The organism is Ectobacillus funiculus, from assembly GCF_004138295.1.
Lineage (GTDB): Bacteria > Bacillota > Bacilli > Bacillales > Bacillaceae_G > Ectobacillus > Ectobacillus funiculus.
Genome location: NZ_SCFM01000006.1, coordinates 152,902 through 169,687, shown reverse-complemented (window position 1 = coordinate 169,687; position 16,786 = coordinate 152,902). Strand labels below are relative to the sequence as shown.

The 16,786-nt window shown below is 42.6% G+C and carries 15 protein-coding genes and 2 pseudogenes; 12 read left to right on the top strand and 5 right to left on the bottom strand.

All coding sequences use genetic code 11. The features are described from left to right. Positions 1-112: 112 nt before the first annotated feature. The 9 genes from EP737_RS05155 to EP737_RS05115 all read left to right on the top strand — a co-directional run bounded on the left by EP737_RS05155 (position 113) and on the right by EP737_RS05115 (position 10,362). The gene (locus EP737_RS05155; RefSeq protein WP_129727059.1) at positions 113-1,027 is read left to right on the top strand and encodes an aspartate carbamoyltransferase catalytic subunit; all 915 of its coding nucleotides are present in this window, start codon (positions 113-115) and stop codon (positions 1,025-1,027) included. Further along, positions 1,011-2,297: a dihydroorotase gene (locus EP737_RS05150; RefSeq protein ID WP_129726857.1), complete on the top strand. Its 1,287-nt coding sequence runs from the start codon at positions 1,011-1,013 to the stop codon at positions 2,295-2,297. The genes EP737_RS05155 and EP737_RS05150 overlap by 17 nt, the downstream gene beginning before the upstream one ends. Next, positions 2,294-3,394 (top strand): carbamoyl phosphate synthase small subunit, encoded by a 1,101-nt coding sequence (locus EP737_RS05145; protein ID WP_281278874.1) that lies wholly within the window; start codon positions 2,294-2,296, stop codon positions 3,392-3,394. The genes EP737_RS05150 and EP737_RS05145 overlap by 4 nt, the downstream gene beginning before the upstream one ends. Further along, positions 3,379-6,597 (top strand): carbamoyl-phosphate synthase large subunit, encoded by a 3,219-nt coding sequence (carB, locus tag EP737_RS05140; RefSeq protein WP_129726855.1) that lies wholly within the window; start codon positions 3,379-3,381, stop codon positions 6,595-6,597. The genes EP737_RS05145 and carB overlap by 16 nt, the downstream gene beginning before the upstream one ends. Continuing rightward, positions 6,594-7,373, top strand: coding sequence for a dihydroorotate dehydrogenase electron transfer subunit (locus EP737_RS05135; RefSeq protein WP_129726854.1), 780 nt, complete (start codon positions 6,594-6,596; stop codon positions 7,371-7,373). The genes carB and EP737_RS05135 overlap by 4 nt, the downstream gene beginning before the upstream one ends. Then, positions 7,370-8,305, top strand: coding sequence for a dihydroorotate dehydrogenase (locus EP737_RS05130; protein WP_129726853.1), 936 nt, complete (start codon positions 7,370-7,372; stop codon positions 8,303-8,305). The genes EP737_RS05135 and EP737_RS05130 overlap by 4 nt, the downstream gene beginning before the upstream one ends. Further along, positions 8,280-8,993, top strand: a complete 714-nt coding sequence (gene pyrF / locus EP737_RS05125; protein WP_129726852.1) for an orotidine-5'-phosphate decarboxylase — start codon at positions 8,280-8,282, stop codon at positions 8,991-8,993. Before EP737_RS05130 ends, pyrF begins: the two co-directional genes overlap by 26 nt. Further along, positions 8,990-9,622, top strand: coding sequence for an orotate phosphoribosyltransferase (pyrE, locus tag EP737_RS05120; protein WP_129726851.1), 633 nt, complete (start codon positions 8,990-8,992; stop codon positions 9,620-9,622). The genes pyrF and pyrE overlap by 4 nt, the downstream gene beginning before the upstream one ends. 173 nt (positions 9,623-9,795) lie before the next feature. Next, positions 9,796-10,362 carry a cupin domain-containing protein gene (locus EP737_RS05115; protein WP_129726850.1) on the top strand — a complete coding sequence of 189 codons (567 nt, stop codon included), beginning with the start codon at positions 9,796-9,798 and terminating at the stop codon, positions 10,360-10,362. A gap of 274 nt (positions 10,363-10,636) precedes the next feature. On the opposite strand, the gene EP737_RS05110 is transcribed toward EP737_RS05115, so the two are convergent. Beyond that, a complete protein-coding gene (locus EP737_RS05110) occupies positions 10,637-11,614 on the bottom strand; it encodes an EamA family transporter (RefSeq protein ID WP_129726849.1) in 978 nt (325 codons plus the stop codon). A gap of 113 nt (positions 11,615-11,727) precedes the next feature. Between EP737_RS05110 and EP737_RS05105 the strand changes: the two genes are divergently transcribed. Then, positions 11,728-12,606, top strand: a complete 879-nt coding sequence (locus tag EP737_RS05105) for an AraC family transcriptional regulator (protein ID WP_129727058.1) — start codon at positions 11,728-11,730, stop codon at positions 12,604-12,606. A gap of 171 nt (positions 12,607-12,777) precedes the next feature. On the opposite strand, the gene EP737_RS05100 is transcribed toward EP737_RS05105, so the two are convergent. Next, a complete protein-coding gene (locus EP737_RS05100) occupies positions 12,778-13,041 on the bottom strand; it encodes a YbfB/YjiJ family MFS transporter (RefSeq protein ID WP_129726848.1) in 264 nt (87 codons plus the stop codon). A gap of 147 nt (positions 13,042-13,188) precedes the next feature. Here EP737_RS05100 and EP737_RS05095 point away from each other — a divergent pair, with 147 nt between their 5' ends. Further along, positions 13,189-13,419, top strand: a complete 231-nt coding sequence (locus tag EP737_RS05095; protein WP_246040180.1) for a helix-turn-helix domain-containing protein — start codon at positions 13,189-13,191, stop codon at positions 13,417-13,419. A 4-nt stretch (positions 13,420-13,423) separates the two neighbouring features. Here EP737_RS05095 and EP737_RS05090 read toward each other — a convergent pair whose 3' ends face one another. Continuing rightward, on the bottom strand, positions 13,424-14,857 hold the full coding sequence (locus tag EP737_RS05090; protein ID WP_129727057.1) for a DHA2 family efflux MFS transporter permease subunit: 1,434 nt from the start codon (positions 14,855-14,857) through the stop codon (positions 13,424-13,426). 27 nt (positions 14,858-14,884) lie between these two features. After that, positions 14,885-15,010, bottom strand: a pseudogene (locus EP737_RS05085) (helix-turn-helix domain-containing protein); the annotation flags it as partial. A gap of 242 nt (positions 15,011-15,252) precedes the next feature. Here EP737_RS05085 and EP737_RS05080 point away from each other — a divergent pair. Beyond that, positions 15,253-15,492 (top strand): annotated as a pseudogene (locus EP737_RS05080) (alcohol dehydrogenase); the annotation flags it as partial. Between the two features lie 177 nt (positions 15,493-15,669). Here the strand turns inward: EP737_RS05080 and EP737_RS05075 are convergent. Further along, positions 15,670-16,761, bottom strand: coding sequence for a low temperature requirement protein A (locus tag EP737_RS05075; protein WP_129726845.1), 1,092 nt, complete (start codon positions 16,759-16,761; stop codon positions 15,670-15,672). Positions 16,762-16,786 lie beyond the last annotated feature (25 nt).

The following is a 16,786-nucleotide window of genomic DNA, read 5'->3' as shown; positions in this document are numbered from 1 at the left end:
TTGAACTTTTTACACCCTAGTCTCAAAAAGGCTAGGGTATTTTTATTCACATATTGTTATAAATATGCTGATGTAGTATGATAAAAAACAGGAATGAGGGATTAGGATGACAGTGAATCATTTGCTAACGATGAGCGAGTTATCAGTGCAGGAGATACAAGAGATTTTAAAGGACGCTGAGGAATTTGCCTGCGGCAGTGTTGTACAGCCAAAAGGAAAAACATTTGTTGCAAATTTGTTCTTTGAAGCAAGCACAAGAACACGCTTTAGCTTTGAAGTGGCAGAAAAGCGCCTCGGACTTGAGGTTCTCAACTTCTCTGCAGAATCATCGAGCGTTCAAAAAGGAGAAACGCTGTATGATACTGTAAAAACCTTGCAATCCATCGGAGCAAAGGCTGTGGTCATCCGCCACCAAGAAGATCGTTATTTTGATGAGCTTAGGGGAAAAATAAACATTCCGATTTTAAACGCAGGCGACGGATGCGGTAATCATCCAACGCAATCCTTACTTGATCTGCTTACGATCAAGCAGGAATTTGGCAGCTTTGAAGGGCTGAAGGTTGCGATTGTCGGAGATATCCGTCATAGCCGCGTAGCACGTTCCAATGCTGAGGCATTAACAAGGCTAGGAGCCAGCGTGTTCTTCGCAAGTCCAAAAGCGTGGGAGGATGGACAAAATTCTTTCGGAACATACGCAGCCCTTGACGAACTGATCCCGCAGATAGATGTTCTCATGTTATTGCGCGTTCAGCATGAACGTCATGACAAGTTTGCAGAGAATATTATGAGGGATTATCATGAGCAGCATGGTCTAACAATCGAGAGAGAGAAGCGTATGAAGTCTGGAAGCATCATTTTGCATCCTGCGCCAGTTAACCGAGGCGTCGAAATTGCAGACGAACTCGTAGAATGCGGACGTTCCCGAATCTTCAAACAAATGGAGAACGGTGTATATGTAAGAATGGCAGTGTTAAAGCGCGCGTTGTCAGCAGAATTAGGAGGGGTGAACCATGAATTACTTGTTTAAAAACGGTTTGTATGTAAATGAAGAAGGCAGTACCATTAAGACTGATATACTCATTCAGGATGGCGTAGTTGCAGAGATAGGAGAAAGCCTAGAGAGCAAAGACGCACAAGTGATTAACATACAAGGGCATTTGATTGCTCCAGGATTCATTGATGTTCACGTGCATTTACGGGAGCCAGGCGGAGAGCATAAAGAAACAATTGCAACTGGTACGCTTGCTGCGGCAAAAGGCGGATTTACAACGATTTGCCCAATGCCAAATACGCGTCCGGTTCCAGACAGCGTAGAACATATGGAAGATTTGCAAAAACGCATTTCTGAAAGCGCACATGTAAATGTCCTTCCATATGCTGCAATTACAGTGCGTCAGCTTGGAGAAGAATTGACTGATTTTGAGGCTTTAAAGAAATTGGGAGCCTTCGCTTTTACAGATGATGGTGTCGGTGTGCAAGATGCAAGCAAGATGCTAGAAGCAATGAAGCGAGCGGCGGCGATACATATGCCGATCGTGGCGCATTGTGAAGAAAATACATTGATTAACAAGGGCTGTGTTCATGAAGGCAAGTTTTCTAAGGAAAATGGCCTAAACGGAATTCCTTCTGTTTGTGAATCTGTTCATATCGCACGCGATGTGTTGCTCGCAGAAGCAGCTGATTGTCATTACCATGTTTGTCATATTAGTACGGAGGGATCTGTTCGTGTTGTGCGTGATGCAAAGCGTGCCGGCATTCGTGTAACGGCTGAGGTTTCACCGCATCACTTGCTGCTGTGTGATGAGGACATCGTTGGACTTGATCCGAACTTTAAAATGAATCCACCGCTTCGCGGGGTAGAGGACCGCAAGGCGCTTATCGAAGGACTACTCGATGGAACAATTGATATGATCGCAACAGACCACGCTCCGCATACAGCAGAGGAAAAAGCGCTTGGCATCGAACGTGCTCCGTTTGGGATTACAGGACTGGAAACGGCATTCCCGCTGATGTACACAAACTTCGTTGAAACAAATATTTTAACGTTGGCGCAGCTTGTGGAATTCATGACAGTGAAACCAGCTGAAGTATTCGGCTTAGATAGCGGCCGCCTTCAGGTTGGTAAAAAAGCAGACATTACAATCGTAAACTTAGAAGAGGAACAAGAGATTGATCCGGCAACATTCGTATCAAAAGGGAAAAACACGCCGTTTGCTGGCTGGAAATGTAAAGGATGGCCAGTTATGACACTTGTCGGCGGTAAAATTGCATGGCAAAAGGAGAGTGTATTCGCATGAAGAAGCGACAGCTGATTTTAGAAGATGGAACGGTATTTATCGGGAAAGCATTTGGCGGTGAGACAGAGAAAGCTGGAGAAGTTGTATTTAACACAGGAATGACAGGCTATCAAGAGATTTTATCTGATCCTTCCTACTGTTCACAAATTGTTACACTTACGTATCCGTTAATTGGAAACTACGGCATTAACCGTGACGATTTTGAAACGATCAACCCATCTATTCATGGATTAATCGTAAAGGAAGTATGTGATCATCCATCAAACTTCCGCAGTGATTTGTCGCTTGATGCATACCTAAAAGAACGTGATATTCCTGGTCTTTCTGGTATTGATACACGTAAATTGACAAGAATCCTTCGTCAGCACGGTACACTTCGCGGTCGTTTATGCGGCATGGACGCAGATGTGAACGAAGTGGTAAATCAGCTGAAGGACACGGCATATACAGGTCAGGTAAAACAAGTATCGACAGGACATGCTTATCCAAGCCCAGGACGCGGCTACCGCGTTGTGCTAATCGATTACGGTATGAAGCATGGCATTTTAAGAGAGCTAAATCTCCGCAACTGTGATGTCGTGGTTGTGCCTTATAACACAAGTGCTGCTGAAATCCTGCGCTTAAATCCAGATGGCATTATGTTAAGCAACGGCCCTGGAGATCCAAAGGACGTACCTGAAGCAATTGAAACAGTTCGTGAATTAATCGGCAAGGTACCATTGTTCGGCATTTGCCTTGGTCATCAGCTGTTTGCACTGGCAAGCGGAGCAGATACAGAGAAGCTTAAGTTCGGTCACCGCGGCTCTAACCATCCAGTTAAAAATCTGGTAACAGGAAGAGTAGACATTACAGCGCAAAACCATGGTTATACAGTAGAACCATCATCTATTGCAAATACAAAGCTTGAAGTTACGCATGTCGCGCTAAATGACGGCACAATCGAAGGACTGCGCCATAAAGAAGCACCGGCATTTACAGTACAATATCACCCAGAAGCATCTCCAGGACCAGAGGATGCAAACCACTTATTTGACCAATTTTTAAGCATGATTGAAAACTGCAAGAAGGAAGGGGAAGCGTTATGCCAAAACGTTTAGACATTAATACAATCTTAGTAATCGGATCCGGCCCAATCGTCATCGGGCAAGCAGCGGAGTTTGACTACTCCGGTACACAAGCGTGTCAAGCGCTGAAAGAAGAAGGATACAAGGTTATTCTTGTTAACTCCAATCCTGCGACAATCATGACTGATACGGCAACTGCCGATAAAGTATATATTGAGCCATTAACAGTAGAGTTTGTGAGCCGAATCATTCGCAAAGAGCGTCCAGATGCGCTGCTTCCTACATTAGGCGGCCAAACAGGCTTAAACATGGCGGTAGAATTAGCGAAATCCGGCATATTAGATGAGTGCGGCGTAGAAATTTTAGGAACGAAGCTTTCTGCAATTGAACGTGCGGAGGACCGTGACTTGTTCCGTACTTTAATGCAAGAGCTTAACGAGCCAATCCCGCAAAGTACAATTATTCATACGTTGGAAGAAGCTTATACGTTTGTACAAGAAATCGGCTACCCGGTAATCGTACGTCCCGCGTTTACGCTAGGCGGAACAGGCGGCGGTATTTGCTCAAATGAAGCAGAGCTGATTGAAATCGTGACAAGTGGTTTAAAGCACAGCCCAGTTACACAATGCTTGCTTGAGAAGAGTATCGCTGGCTGCAAGGAAATCGAGTACGAAGTAATGCGTGATGCAAACGACAACGCGATTGTTGTATGTAACATGGAAAATATCGACCCAGTAGGGGTTCATACAGGGGACTCCATCGTTGTGGCGCCTAGCCAAACGCTAAGTGACCGTGAATACCAAATGCTGCGTAATACATCTTTAAAAATTATTCGCGCGTTAGGTATTGAAGGCGGATGTAACGTACAGCTTGCATTAGATCCAGACAGCTTTCAATACTATGTAATCGAAGTAAACCCGCGTGTAAGCCGTTCTTCTGCGCTTGCATCAAAAGCAACTGGTTACCCAATTGCAAAATTAGCAGCAAAAATCGCAATCGGCTTAACGCTTGATGAAATCATCAACCCGGTTACAAAAACATCATTTGCATGCTTTGAGCCTGCACTTGACTATGTTGTGTCTAAAATCCCGCGCTGGCCGTTCGATAAGTTCGAGGATGCAAACCGTCTTCTCGGCACACAAATGAAGGCAACAGGCGAAGTTATGGCGATGGGCCGTACGCTAGAGGAATCTCTTTTAAAAGCAGTTCGTTCTCTAGAGCTTGGCGTGTACCATTTAGAAATGGATCACTTAAAAGAGCTTGATAAGGAAACAATGAAAAAGCGTATTGCCAAAGCGGATGATGAGCGTTTATTCATCGTAGCGGAAGCACTTCGTCAAGGCGTGACAAAAGAAGAAATTCATGACTGGAGCGCAATGGACTTCTTCTTCCTGCAAAAAATCGAAAACATCGTAAACATGGAGAAGCAACTGAAGGAAAATGAAGGAAACCTTGAAGTGCTTCAAGAAGCGAAGGAAATGGGCTTTAGTGACCGTTACATCGCATCCGTATGGAGTACAGATGAAAGAACGATTTATGACACAAGAAAGCAAAATGGTATTATCCCTGTCTATAAAATGGTAGATACATGTGCAGCTGAGTTCGAATCTGCTACACCGTATTTCTACAGCACATACGAAGAGGAGAACGAATCAATCGTATCAGAGCGCAAGAGCGTTGTTGTACTAGGTTCCGGTCCAATCCGCATCGGTCAAGGGGTCGAGTTCGACTATGCGACTGTACACTCTGTATGGGCGATCAAAGAAGCGGGTTATGAAGCGATTATCATCAATAACAACCCGGAAACAGTATCTACTGACTTCAGTATTTCTGACAAATTATACTTCGAGCCATTAACAATCGAAGATGTAATGCATATTATCGATTTAGAGAAGCCAGAAGGCGTTATCGTTCAGTTCGGCGGTCAAACAGCAATCAATCTTGCTGCTAAGCTTGAGGCACACGGCGTGAAAATTTTAGGAACATCCCTTGAAGACTTAGACCGTGCGGAAGACCGTGATAAGTTTGAAGCAACTTTAACAGCGCTTGGCGTTCCACAGCCGAAAGGTAAAACAGCAACAGCAGTAGAAGAAGCAGTCGCAATCGCAGAAGAAATCGGCTATCCGGTGCTTGTAAGACCATCTTATGTTCTTGGCGGACGCGCGATGGAAATCGTATACCGCAGGGAAGAGCTTCTGCACTATATGAAAAATGCGGTAAAAATACACGCAGAGCATCCGGTACTGATTGACCGTTATATGATTGGAAAAGAAATCGAGGTTGACGGAATCTCTGACGGCACAGATGTATACATCCCAGGCATCATGGAGCATATCGAGCGTGCGGGCGTTCACTCTGGTGACTCGATTGCAGTATATCCATCCCAAAGCTTAACGCAAGAAATTAAAGATAAGATTGTACAGCATACAATTTCCCTTGCAAAAGGCTTAAACATTATTGGCTTGCTTAACATCCAGTTCGTTGTATACAAAGATGAGGTATATGTGATAGAGGTAAACCCTCGTTCAAGCCGTACTGTACCATTCTTAAGCAAAATTACTGGCGTGCCGATGGCAAACATTGCAACAAAGGTTATTCTTGGCAGCACACTTAAGGAACTTGGCTACGGCACTGGCTACCACCCAGAAGCGGAAGAAGTGTACGTAAAAGCACCAGTATTCTCATTCGCGAAGCTGCGTTCTGTTGATACAACACTCGGCCCTGAAATGAAATCAACAGGCGAAGTTATGGGTAAAGATACAACGCTTGAGAAAGCATTATATAAAGGCTTAATCGCAGCGGGTATTAACATCCCAACACATGGCTCTGTCATTGTGACGGTTGCCGATAAAGATAAAGCAGAGGCGCTTGAAATCGCAAAACGTTTCCACGATATCGGCTTCAACATTATGGCGACAGCTGGAACAGCGAAATACTTGCAAGAGGGCGGCATCCCAGTTCAATTTGTGAACAAAATTGATTCTGAGGATTATAACCTGCTTGACGTTATCCGCCAAGGAAAAGCACAGTTTGTGATTAACACATTAACGAAAGGCAAGCAGCCTGCGCGCGATGGATTCCGTATTCGCCGTGAATCTGTTGAAAACGGTGTTGCCTGCTTAACATCTCTTGATACAACGAGAGCGATTTTACAAGTTATTGAATCGATGACATTCTCAGCAGTTCAAATGAAGGAAATTACAGTTCCAACTCGTCAACAGGCGGTGTTTTCATGATGAAAAAGCAGCTCATGACCGTCGTCCGTCAGCAAGCAATCGCAAAAAATATTTATGAGTTGACGTTAGCAGGCAGTCTTGTGCAGCAAATGAACGAACCCGGGCAGTTTGTGCATATTAAGGTGGCAGAGGGGCATTCCCCTCTGCTTCGCCGCCCGATCAGCATTTGCAACGTAGACAAGGATAAAAATGAATTTACGATGCTATATCGTGCGGAAGGAAAGGGTACATCCCTTTTAGCGAATAAGCGTACAGGTGATGAAGTAGACGTGCTCGGTCCGTTAGGTAACGGGTTTCCGGTGGAAGAAGCAGAGCCAGGACAAACGGCTTGCTTAGTCGGAGGCGGAATCGGTGTTCCCCCCCTCTATGAATTATCACAGCAGCTTACAGCACGAGGTGTTCGTGTGATCCACATTCTTGGATTTCAATCGAAGGAGAATGTGTTTTACGAAGAGAAATTTGCAGAGCTTGGCGACACATACGTAGCAACAGTGGACGGCACCCATGGAACAAAAGGCTTTGTTACAGATGTGATTGACCAAAACGGCATTACCTTTGATATTTTGTATTCATGCGGCCCGACACCGATGCTAAAAGCATTGGACGGACGGTACCAGGATCGAAAAGCATATATCTCGCTGGAAGAGCGCATGGGCTGCGGCATTGGCGCTTGCTTCGCCTGCGTATGCCATTTGCAAAGCGATCCAGAAGGTTATTCGTATAAAAAGGTTTGCAGCGATGGACCAGTATTTAAAGCAGGGGAGGTTGTATTATGAGTCGATTACAAGTAGAATTACCGGGTCTTTCTCTAAAGAACCCAATTATGCCGGCATCCGGCTGCTTCGGATTCGGACGTGAATACGCCAACCTGTATGATTTAAGCGTCCTTGGCTCGATTATGATTAAAGCAACAACTGAGCACCCGCGCTTTGGAAATCCAACGCCGCGTGTGGCAGAAACACCGGCTGGTATGCTAAATGCGATCGGCCTCCAAAACCCAGGTCTGCAGAAGGTAGTAAACGAAGAATTACCATGGCTGGAGCAGTTTGATCTACCGATTATCGCCAATGTGGCGGGATCACAGACTGAAGATTATGTGACAGTAGCGAAAGAAATTTCCAAAGCGCCGAACGTACATGCCCTGGAACTCAATATTTCTTGTCCGAACGTAAAAACAGGCGGAATTGCTTTTGGAACGATACCTGAAGTTGCGGCAGACTTAACAAAGAAGGTAAAAGAGGTATCAGAAGTACCTGTTTATGTAAAACTATCTCCAAATGTAGCAAACATTGTAGATATCGCAAAAGCAATTGAACAAGCTGGTGCTGACGGGTTAACAATGATTAACACGCTTCTTGGCATGCGCCTTGATTTAAGAACAGCAAAGCCAATTCTCTCGAACCGGACAGGCGGTTTATCTGGTCCTGCGATCAAACCGGTTGCGCTTCGCATGATTTATGAAGTAAGCCAAGCGGTAAATATTCCGATTATCGGCATGGGCGGCGTAGAAACAGCGGAGGATGTTATTGAGTTTTTCTATGCAGGCGCAAGTGCTGTAGCGGTCGGAACAGCAAATTTCGTGGATCCATACGTATGTCCGCAAATTATTGAAGAATTGCCACAGCTTCTTGAAGAGCTTGGATACGATCACATTTCAGACTGTCACGGAAGGAGCTGGAAGAATGCGAACACCTATAGTCGCGCTTGATTTCCCGAGTCAAAAGGAAGTTGAGCAATTTCTTGCGCATTTCGGTGAGGAAACCTTATTCGTAAAGGTCGGTATGGAGCTATTTTACCGGGAAGGGACAAGCATCATCAATTATTTGAAGGAACAAGGCCACCGTATTTTCTTGGATTTAAAGCTGCATGACATTCCAAATACCGTAAAAAGCGCGATGCGAAATCTTGCTATCCTTGGTGTGGATATGGTCAATGTTCACGCTGCTGGCGGAACGAACATGATGAAGGCGGCGCTCGAAGGGTTGCAGGAAGGAACGCCGGAAGGAAAAGAACGGCCGATCTGTATCGCCGTAACGCAGCTTACGAGCACATCTGAAGAAGTGATGCAAAGGGAGCTGTGGATTGAAAAATCCTTGGAAGAAACGGTATTGCATTATGCGAAACTCGCACAAGACAGCGGGTTGGATGGTGTTGTTTGTTCAACCCTTGAAGTGCCGAAAATCCGTGAAGCGTGCGGCGAAGACTTTGTAACAGTTACGCCTGGAATTCGGATGGCAGACGACAATGTGGACGATCAAGTTCGCATTGCTACACCAGCGCGCGCACGTGAATTAGGCTCCACATATATCGTAGTCGGACGAAGCATTACAAAAGCGGAGCAGCCGCTTGAGGCATATAAGAAGGTAACACAACAATGGGAGGGAACTACTGTATGAAAAAACAAATCGCAGCTCATTTATTAGATATCGGAGCAGTATTTTTACGACCAAATGATCCATTTACATGGTCATCAGGTATTAAATCTCCTATTTATTGCGACAATCGTTTAACTCTTTCCTTTCCAAACGTAAGAAAAGATATTGCAACAGGCTTACAAAAACTAATTGAAGAGCATTTCCCAGGGGTAGATGTAATTGCAGGAACAGCAACTGCTGGCATTCCGCATGCTGCATGGGTAAGCGATTTGATGAACCTGCCAATGTGTTATGTGCGCAGCAAAGCGAAAAGCCACGGCAAAGGCAATCAAATCGAAGGAAAAGCAACAGCAGGCCAAAAGGTTGTTGTTGTTGAGGATTTAATCTCAACAGGCGGCAGCGCAATTACATGCGTAGAAGCATTGCGTGAAGCAGGCTGTGAAGTGCTGGGCATCGTATCGATCTTTACATACGAGCTGCAGACAGGACAAGATAAGCTAGATGCAGCGAACGTAGCGTCTTATTCTTTAAGCAACTACTCTGCACTAATCGAGGTTGCATTAGAAAAAGGCATCATCGCTGAAGGTGATTTAGCGAAGTTGCAGGAATGGCGTCAAAATCCGGCAGAGTGGCTGACGGAAAAAGCTTAATAAGTAAGAAGAAAAGAGCAAAGGGGCGGCCCTTTGCTCTTTTTCCTTTAGAAGGATCATGGAGCAAATGTTTTAGGCTAACCATGATTTCCTTAATGAGTCCCCTCAATATAAGTACGCTCTCTTCATATAGCGCATAGGATAATTTGATAAATTTATGGAGGGGTTAAGAAATGTACTATGCTCCTTATATGTATCCATACCACTATGTAAATCCTTATTACATTAATGTGCCAATGTATCATTATGTAAGACACCCTGATGATTGGGCTATGTTTAATGACGCCAATCGATTCGATTTTTTACCATCATCAGAGGGAGGACGTGCAATTGAGCTAAAAGATTATGGACCAGAACCATTTGTAGTGAATATCAATGAGGCTGCCAAGCAAAACAATACCTTTCGAACCGCTTTATGGACAGGAAATCACCTGCAAGTTACCTTGATGAGCATTAAGGTTGGTGAAGATATCGGTTTGGAAATTCACCCTAACCTTGATCAATTTTTACGTGTTGAACAAGGTCAAGGGATTGTTCGCATGGGTAAGAGAAAAGAGAATTTAAACTTTGTACGAAATGTTTATGATGATTCTGCTATTATGATCCCGGCTGGAACATGGCATAATGTAACCAATACAGGCAATACCCCGTTAAAACTCTACTCAATCTATGCTCCTCCGCAACATCCATTTGGTACGGTTCATGTAACGAAAGCAGATGCATTGGCTGCGGAACATTAAGGTAACGGGTTAGGTTTAGTTGAACGAGAGATTTAAAGAAAGCTCGCCAAATCGGCGAGTTTTCTTTCACTGTAGGAAAGTATACATTTCCAGCGAGAAGCGAATTCGACGTAGTCGGAAATTTTAAGAATACAGTGCAACTACGCCTCTGTTTTCGCCCAAGAGCAGGGCTCGCCAGTCGGTGAGTTTTCTTTACACTTTAAGAAAGTATAAATTTCTAGCAGGAAGCCAATTCGACGTAGCGAGAAATTTTAGGAATAAAGTATAAGGGCAACTACACCTCTGTCTTCGCCCAAGAGCAGGGCTCGCCAGTCGGTGAGTTTTCTTTAGCAGGTTGGTTAGTCGTCGCAGAAGATTTTTTATTCAGCACTAATGAGAAAAGCATTGCTATGATGCAGATTGTACCAACCCACTGAAAAGATCCAAAAGGTTCATGTAGCCAAAGGATCGTTGTTAAAACAGCAGCCAGTGGTTCTATACTGCCTAGAAGGCTTGATTCTTTAGGTGACAGACTTTGTAAACTTTCGATATAAAAGCAAAATGCAATCATTGTACCAAATATGATAACGAAGATTAAGTATAAATAGCCTTCTAGCGTAAGGCTTTTAAAGTCCATTTGCCAAGGTGGATGGATAAAGCTTAATGCAGCGCCACCGATGATCATAGCCCAGCCAACAATGACAAGAGAATCGTATTGCTTCAGTAAAGGAACAGCATATAAAGTATAAAATGCTAATGATATTCCAGATAAAACACCCCAAACTATTGCCAATGCCGGTACAGATAGCTGAGAGATGGAACCGTTTGTTAATAAGAAGAAGCAACCTACTAAAGCAAGGGAAACCGTTAACAAATCTTGTCGCGATAGAACAGATTGTTTGCGAAAAATGGAGTACATGATAATCATGACAGGTGCTAAATACTGTAATAGCGTTGCAACGGCAGCATTTCCATGTTTAATGGATGCCATATAGGTGTATTGAACCGCAAGCATGCCGAGTAATCCGAAGATAGTCAGTTGAAAAGCTGCTCTTCTATTTTTCCAAACTCCTAGTACTTGAGAATGTCCTTTTCTAAAAAATTGAATGATTAAGAGTAAAAAACCTGCTATAAGCAATCGAGTTGTGACGAGCCAATTTACATCGATTGCGTATTCTTGAAAAAGTTTTTGGGCAACAGTGCCGCCAACACCCCAAAAGATTGCTCCTGTGATAACAAGAAATAATCCCATTCTTTGGGTAGATGTATTCATACTCCATTCCTCCACCTAAAATATAATAATAGTGTTATAATAAATGGAAAATTCCTTGAATAATACTTGAATTGAACAAAAAAATATAAGTATATTGAGGTGGTCCTTTGCAAATAAAAAATTTTAAGGTTGATCAAAGCCTACAAGAGTTAACCGAGCATCGTACAGTTGTGTTACCGATTGCATGTTACGAAACAACGATTAACCAAAATATTCATGGCCATATACCACTTCATTGGCACGATGAGATTCAATTTATTTTCATCTTAAAAGGAGAAGCAATCTTTCAAATAAATGAAGAAACGTTAACTGTTCAAGAAGGAGATGGATTATTTATCAATAGCGGCTGCCTGCACATGGCAAAAGAAAAGAAGCAATCGGGCTGTGTTTATATTTGTTTAAATGTTTCTCCGCATTTTCTTTTATCCCAAGAGCTCTATACAAGCTATGTATATCCCTATATCCAAGCGACTAATTTACCTTACTTATATTTAGATGCAAATGAGCAATGGGGGAAAACGATTTTAGATGCCGTTATAAAAATCAATCAATGGCTTCAACAAAAAACACCATATTATGAAATCGACATCACCTTACAGCTAACGTTAATTTGGAAAAATTTAATTATTAATGGCTTTCAATTAGAATATGATCAGACGGAAATGTTGAAAAATCAGCGAATGAAGCAAATGTTAAATTGGATACATCTGCATTATGCTGAGAAAATTAGGTTAGACGATATTGCAAAAGCGGGTCAATTGAGCCGCTCGGAATGTTGCCGCTATTTCCAACGAATGTTAAAGAAAACACCGTTAAGTTATGTTACAGATTATCGAATTCAAAAAAGCTTAATCTTACTGCAGCAAGCTGAATCCAATGTTACAGAAGTTGCCTACCAAGTGGGATTCAATAGTACAAGCTATTTCATTGATAAGTTCCGAAGGTCGATGCACATGACACCACTAGCATACAAAAAATCTAAAATGGCTTAGGAATAACTAAATGATGTTTGTAAATGAATCGCTTTTTTGTTCGACTAACGGCTGCTAATGTTAAATTAGTCAGAGCTATTTATGTTCGCTTCCGTTGCATTATTGCAATATTTTCGGATGTGATATAGATGATTCTTTATAACTGGACAGCTTAATAAATAGCGGGGATAATTAAAGCAGGAAAATTCGTGAATGAATTCTCCTGCTTTTTTGTTTCCTAATTTTGCAGTTCAAAGGAATGGCCCCTGCTAAAATTGCTCCAAGCAAATATCCTGCGTAATTGCTTGAGGCTAGGTAACCAGCAACAGCATTTGAAAAAGAGAGATCTTTTTGCATAAGCGGAAGAAGGGGAGTATAAGCAAATCTGCCAATCCCCATAGCAATGATTAAAGAGAATATTCCCCCCATTAAAAAAAGAAAGGATTGCTTCTTCAAAGCTTCACCTCCCATTAAAATGTATTCTATATTTAAGCATAGCTTTTTTTGGTTATCTGGTATAATACATAAAATTGATATCAGCTATCAGTAAATTAGATAGCAAAAGGAATATAGATATACCGAGGAGGAGAGATTTGGAGAGATTTGCATACGCTAAAAATTTTCCAGACTGTTGCAAAGTTGGGCAGTATTTCACAGGCAGCAAGAGAGCTTCAATATGCACAGTCTAATATCATTATGAAAATGCAGCAGCTGGAGGCCGATTTTCAAGCAATCTTGTTTTGTAGACATAATCGCGGCATTACCTTAACAGCCAAAGGAAGCATGTTATTTTACGATACCGAAGAGAAAAGGGAGCCCACAGGCTCCCTTTGAAATATCAATGCATCGAATTCATCGTCGCACGGTTAACTATAACACGGCGGATGAAGAACGCCATGGCCAGACCGATTAGCGTCACAACTAACGTAAACAAGAACACATGTTGTGAACCGAACATCATGGCGTTAGCCACCTCAGTGTTTTCAGTCGGCGCGGGGGAGTTGTGCAAATACTTCTCCATACCGCTCGTAAGGATGATAATCGCAACCGCTGTGCCAATTGCACCTGCGACTTGCTGAAGCGTATTTATGACTGCCGTACCGTGCGGGTATAGCTCCGGTGGCAGTTGGTTCAGGCCATTCGTCTGCGCTGGCATCCAAACCATTGAGATGCCGATCATGAGCCCGATATGCAAGGAAACGATAAAAGCAATCGAAGACGCTGTCGATATGCTGGAGAAGAACCATAACGTTATAGCAACGATGACGAGGCCCGGAATCACCAGCCACTTCGGCCCATATCTGTCGAACAAACGTCCCATGCGCGGTGACAGGATGCCGTTTAGCGCACTGCCCGGCAGCAGCATAAGTCCGGTGGTGAACGCGGACAGCTTCATTCCGTTCTGAAGAAACATTGGCAAAATAATCATGCTAGACAAGATGATCATCATACACGATAGTACCAAAAGCAGCCCCACGTTGTACATTGGGTATTTAAAGACACGCAGGTCCATCATTGGTTCACGCATAGCCTTCTGCCGTAGCGTGAACAGTACGAGCGCGATTAGCCCGACGACGATGGAAGTGACTACGACCGGGTTGTTCCAGCCATCCGTACCTTCGCCAGCCTTGCTGAAACCGAAGACGACACCGCCAAAGCCAATCGTTGATAATACGACGGACAGTAGATCGATGCGGGGCTTCGTGACCTCGGTGACGTTCTCCAAATACTTCAGCCCTACCAACAGCCCAATGATCAAAAACGGCAGTGATAGCCAAAAGATATAATGCCATGTTAAATATTCAATTAAGATACCAGCTACGGTCGGACCAGTCGCCGGTGCGAACATGATGACAAGTCCAACGAAGCCCATCGCCGCTCCACGCTTCTCAGGTGGATACACGACTAGGATTGTATTGAACATGAGCGGAATCAGCAGACCCATGCCGATCGCTTGTAGAATGCGAGCGACTATCAGAATTTCAAAATTGAACGCGAGTGCCGCAATTAAAGTGCCGACAATCGAGCTTACAAGAGAACCGATAAATAATTGCCTTGTTGTAAACCATTGTAGCAGCAACCCGGTCATCGGCATCAGAATGCCGAGAGTAAGCAGGAAACCTGTCGTTAACCATTGTGCGGTTGCAGCTGAAATTTGGAACACATCCATTAAATTACTAATTGCAATGTTGAGAGCCGTCTCACTGAACATACCAACGAAACCGCAGATAAGCAGAGAAGCCATAATGGCACGCGTATTGTATTGCTTCATTTTCTTCAATTCCACCTTCTACTTTTATTTATATTTACGTTCTTTGTCTAAGAGGGCAGAATTATACGTTTGACGGCAGTATTGCAGCCAACGGCCTAACATTTCCTTTTGTTCTTCTGTTGAGAATATCTCATATTTTTGATTCAACAACACTGTCGTCACCACCCTTCCATATCTAACTATTATAGAACGTATGTTTCTGTAATGCAACACTTTAGACTGCGACTAACCGAAATTTGTCCCCACCTTCTCCTTGGGCTTCACCCTTCACAGGCTTGAAGAAGGGGAATCCTTAGATAGATGTTCGTTAATGCATCAATGTTGCTATGTATAAGCAACTGAACATGGAGAAGTCGGTTCATATGCATCCGAATTATTCAATGTTAACAGGAAAGGATTGTGTTGGCGTTGGCTGCTTTGTTGATTCCTGCGGAGAATGTGAATACTCCCTCAGTGGTGAGGAGCAATATTGTACGAAAGGTGTTATCTCAACTTATAATTGATTAGACCACGATGGTACGCCAACATACGGTGAGTATAGTCGAAAAATGGTTTTAATGGAGGATTCTGTTATTCGTGTTCCGGATGGTCTGAATCTAGATGTGGCAAGCCCGCTATTGTGTGCAGGCATCAGCTGAAGGATGAGTTAATCAATTCAATTGGTTAACCCATTTTTATTTCACTGTAGGAAATTTTAGGAATACAGTATAAGTAGGGCTTGCCAATCGACGAGTTTTCTTTACCTGAACTAGAGGAGTGGATAGGAAAATATAAGAAACAAATCTAGTAGATCTTGAACGAGCTGTATTTTATTAAGTGGTTGTAAGTTTAGCATAGATAATAAAAAATAGCGTTAATTCTCCCATTATGACAATGTATGGAACTGTCATGATCAAATTAATAATAAAAAATGCTGCTAAAGTCCCTAAAAACAGCCCTAAATGATAAATTTTCAAACGATGCTGTTCATACCTGTATTGATGAAAAACAATGGAAGTCGCAATGAAATAGAGCAATACAGAACCGAAGACAAAATATAAGATAAATGTATAATGAACCTCATGTAAAAACATTAGTTTGATAGATGCTGCAATCATGCTCAAAGACATTAGAATAAATAAATGCCCGTAAATAATCGTTTGCCCTGTTCCTTGAATGGACTTGTTTACCTTCTTTTCTACATTATCAAAATACTGCCACCACATTGAAATAATAAGAACAAATGAAATAATTGAAAATAAGATTGAATGCCAATCCCCTTTTTGTGGTTGCAGCACAGCAAGGATGCTGACGACCGATTCTCCAAACAGGATTAATGTCAATAAAGCAAAACGTTCTAACAAATGAGCGGTATTAGTTGTGACTCTTACTAAATACTTATGTCCTAAAATAGGTAAAACCATATCAACAATAATTCCTGCATATAACACGGCATATCGAACCCATGAATCAAAAAAGATAGAAAGAAATGAGAGAAAGGCCCCAATCCCAAAACGTGTTCCTAAAAACCTAGCAACCTTTTTTCTATCCCCTTTTTCAAGATTCTGCACAACAAGATATTGGATTGATGTTAATGCTCTTAGTCCAATATAGCCAATCAGAAAAGAGAAATAATATTGATCAAAATCTACCGATAGGCTTGATATCATAATAAGTACAAACAACATTTGCAGAATCATAAAGATACGTTGATGCAAAAAATCTTGGCCAAACCGATTAATAAACATGGTTTGGCCAGTCCAAGCCCACCATATTGGAATAAATATTAGGGCAAACTTTAATAAGTACGCTGGATAAATATATCCTTTTTCAACATGAAGTAAGACATGAGTAGCAGTAGCAACTGCTGCCACAAATAGCAAGTCATAAAACAGCTCTAACCATGTCACTTTTTTATCTTCCATTTTTAGAAATCCTTTCCATAATCTC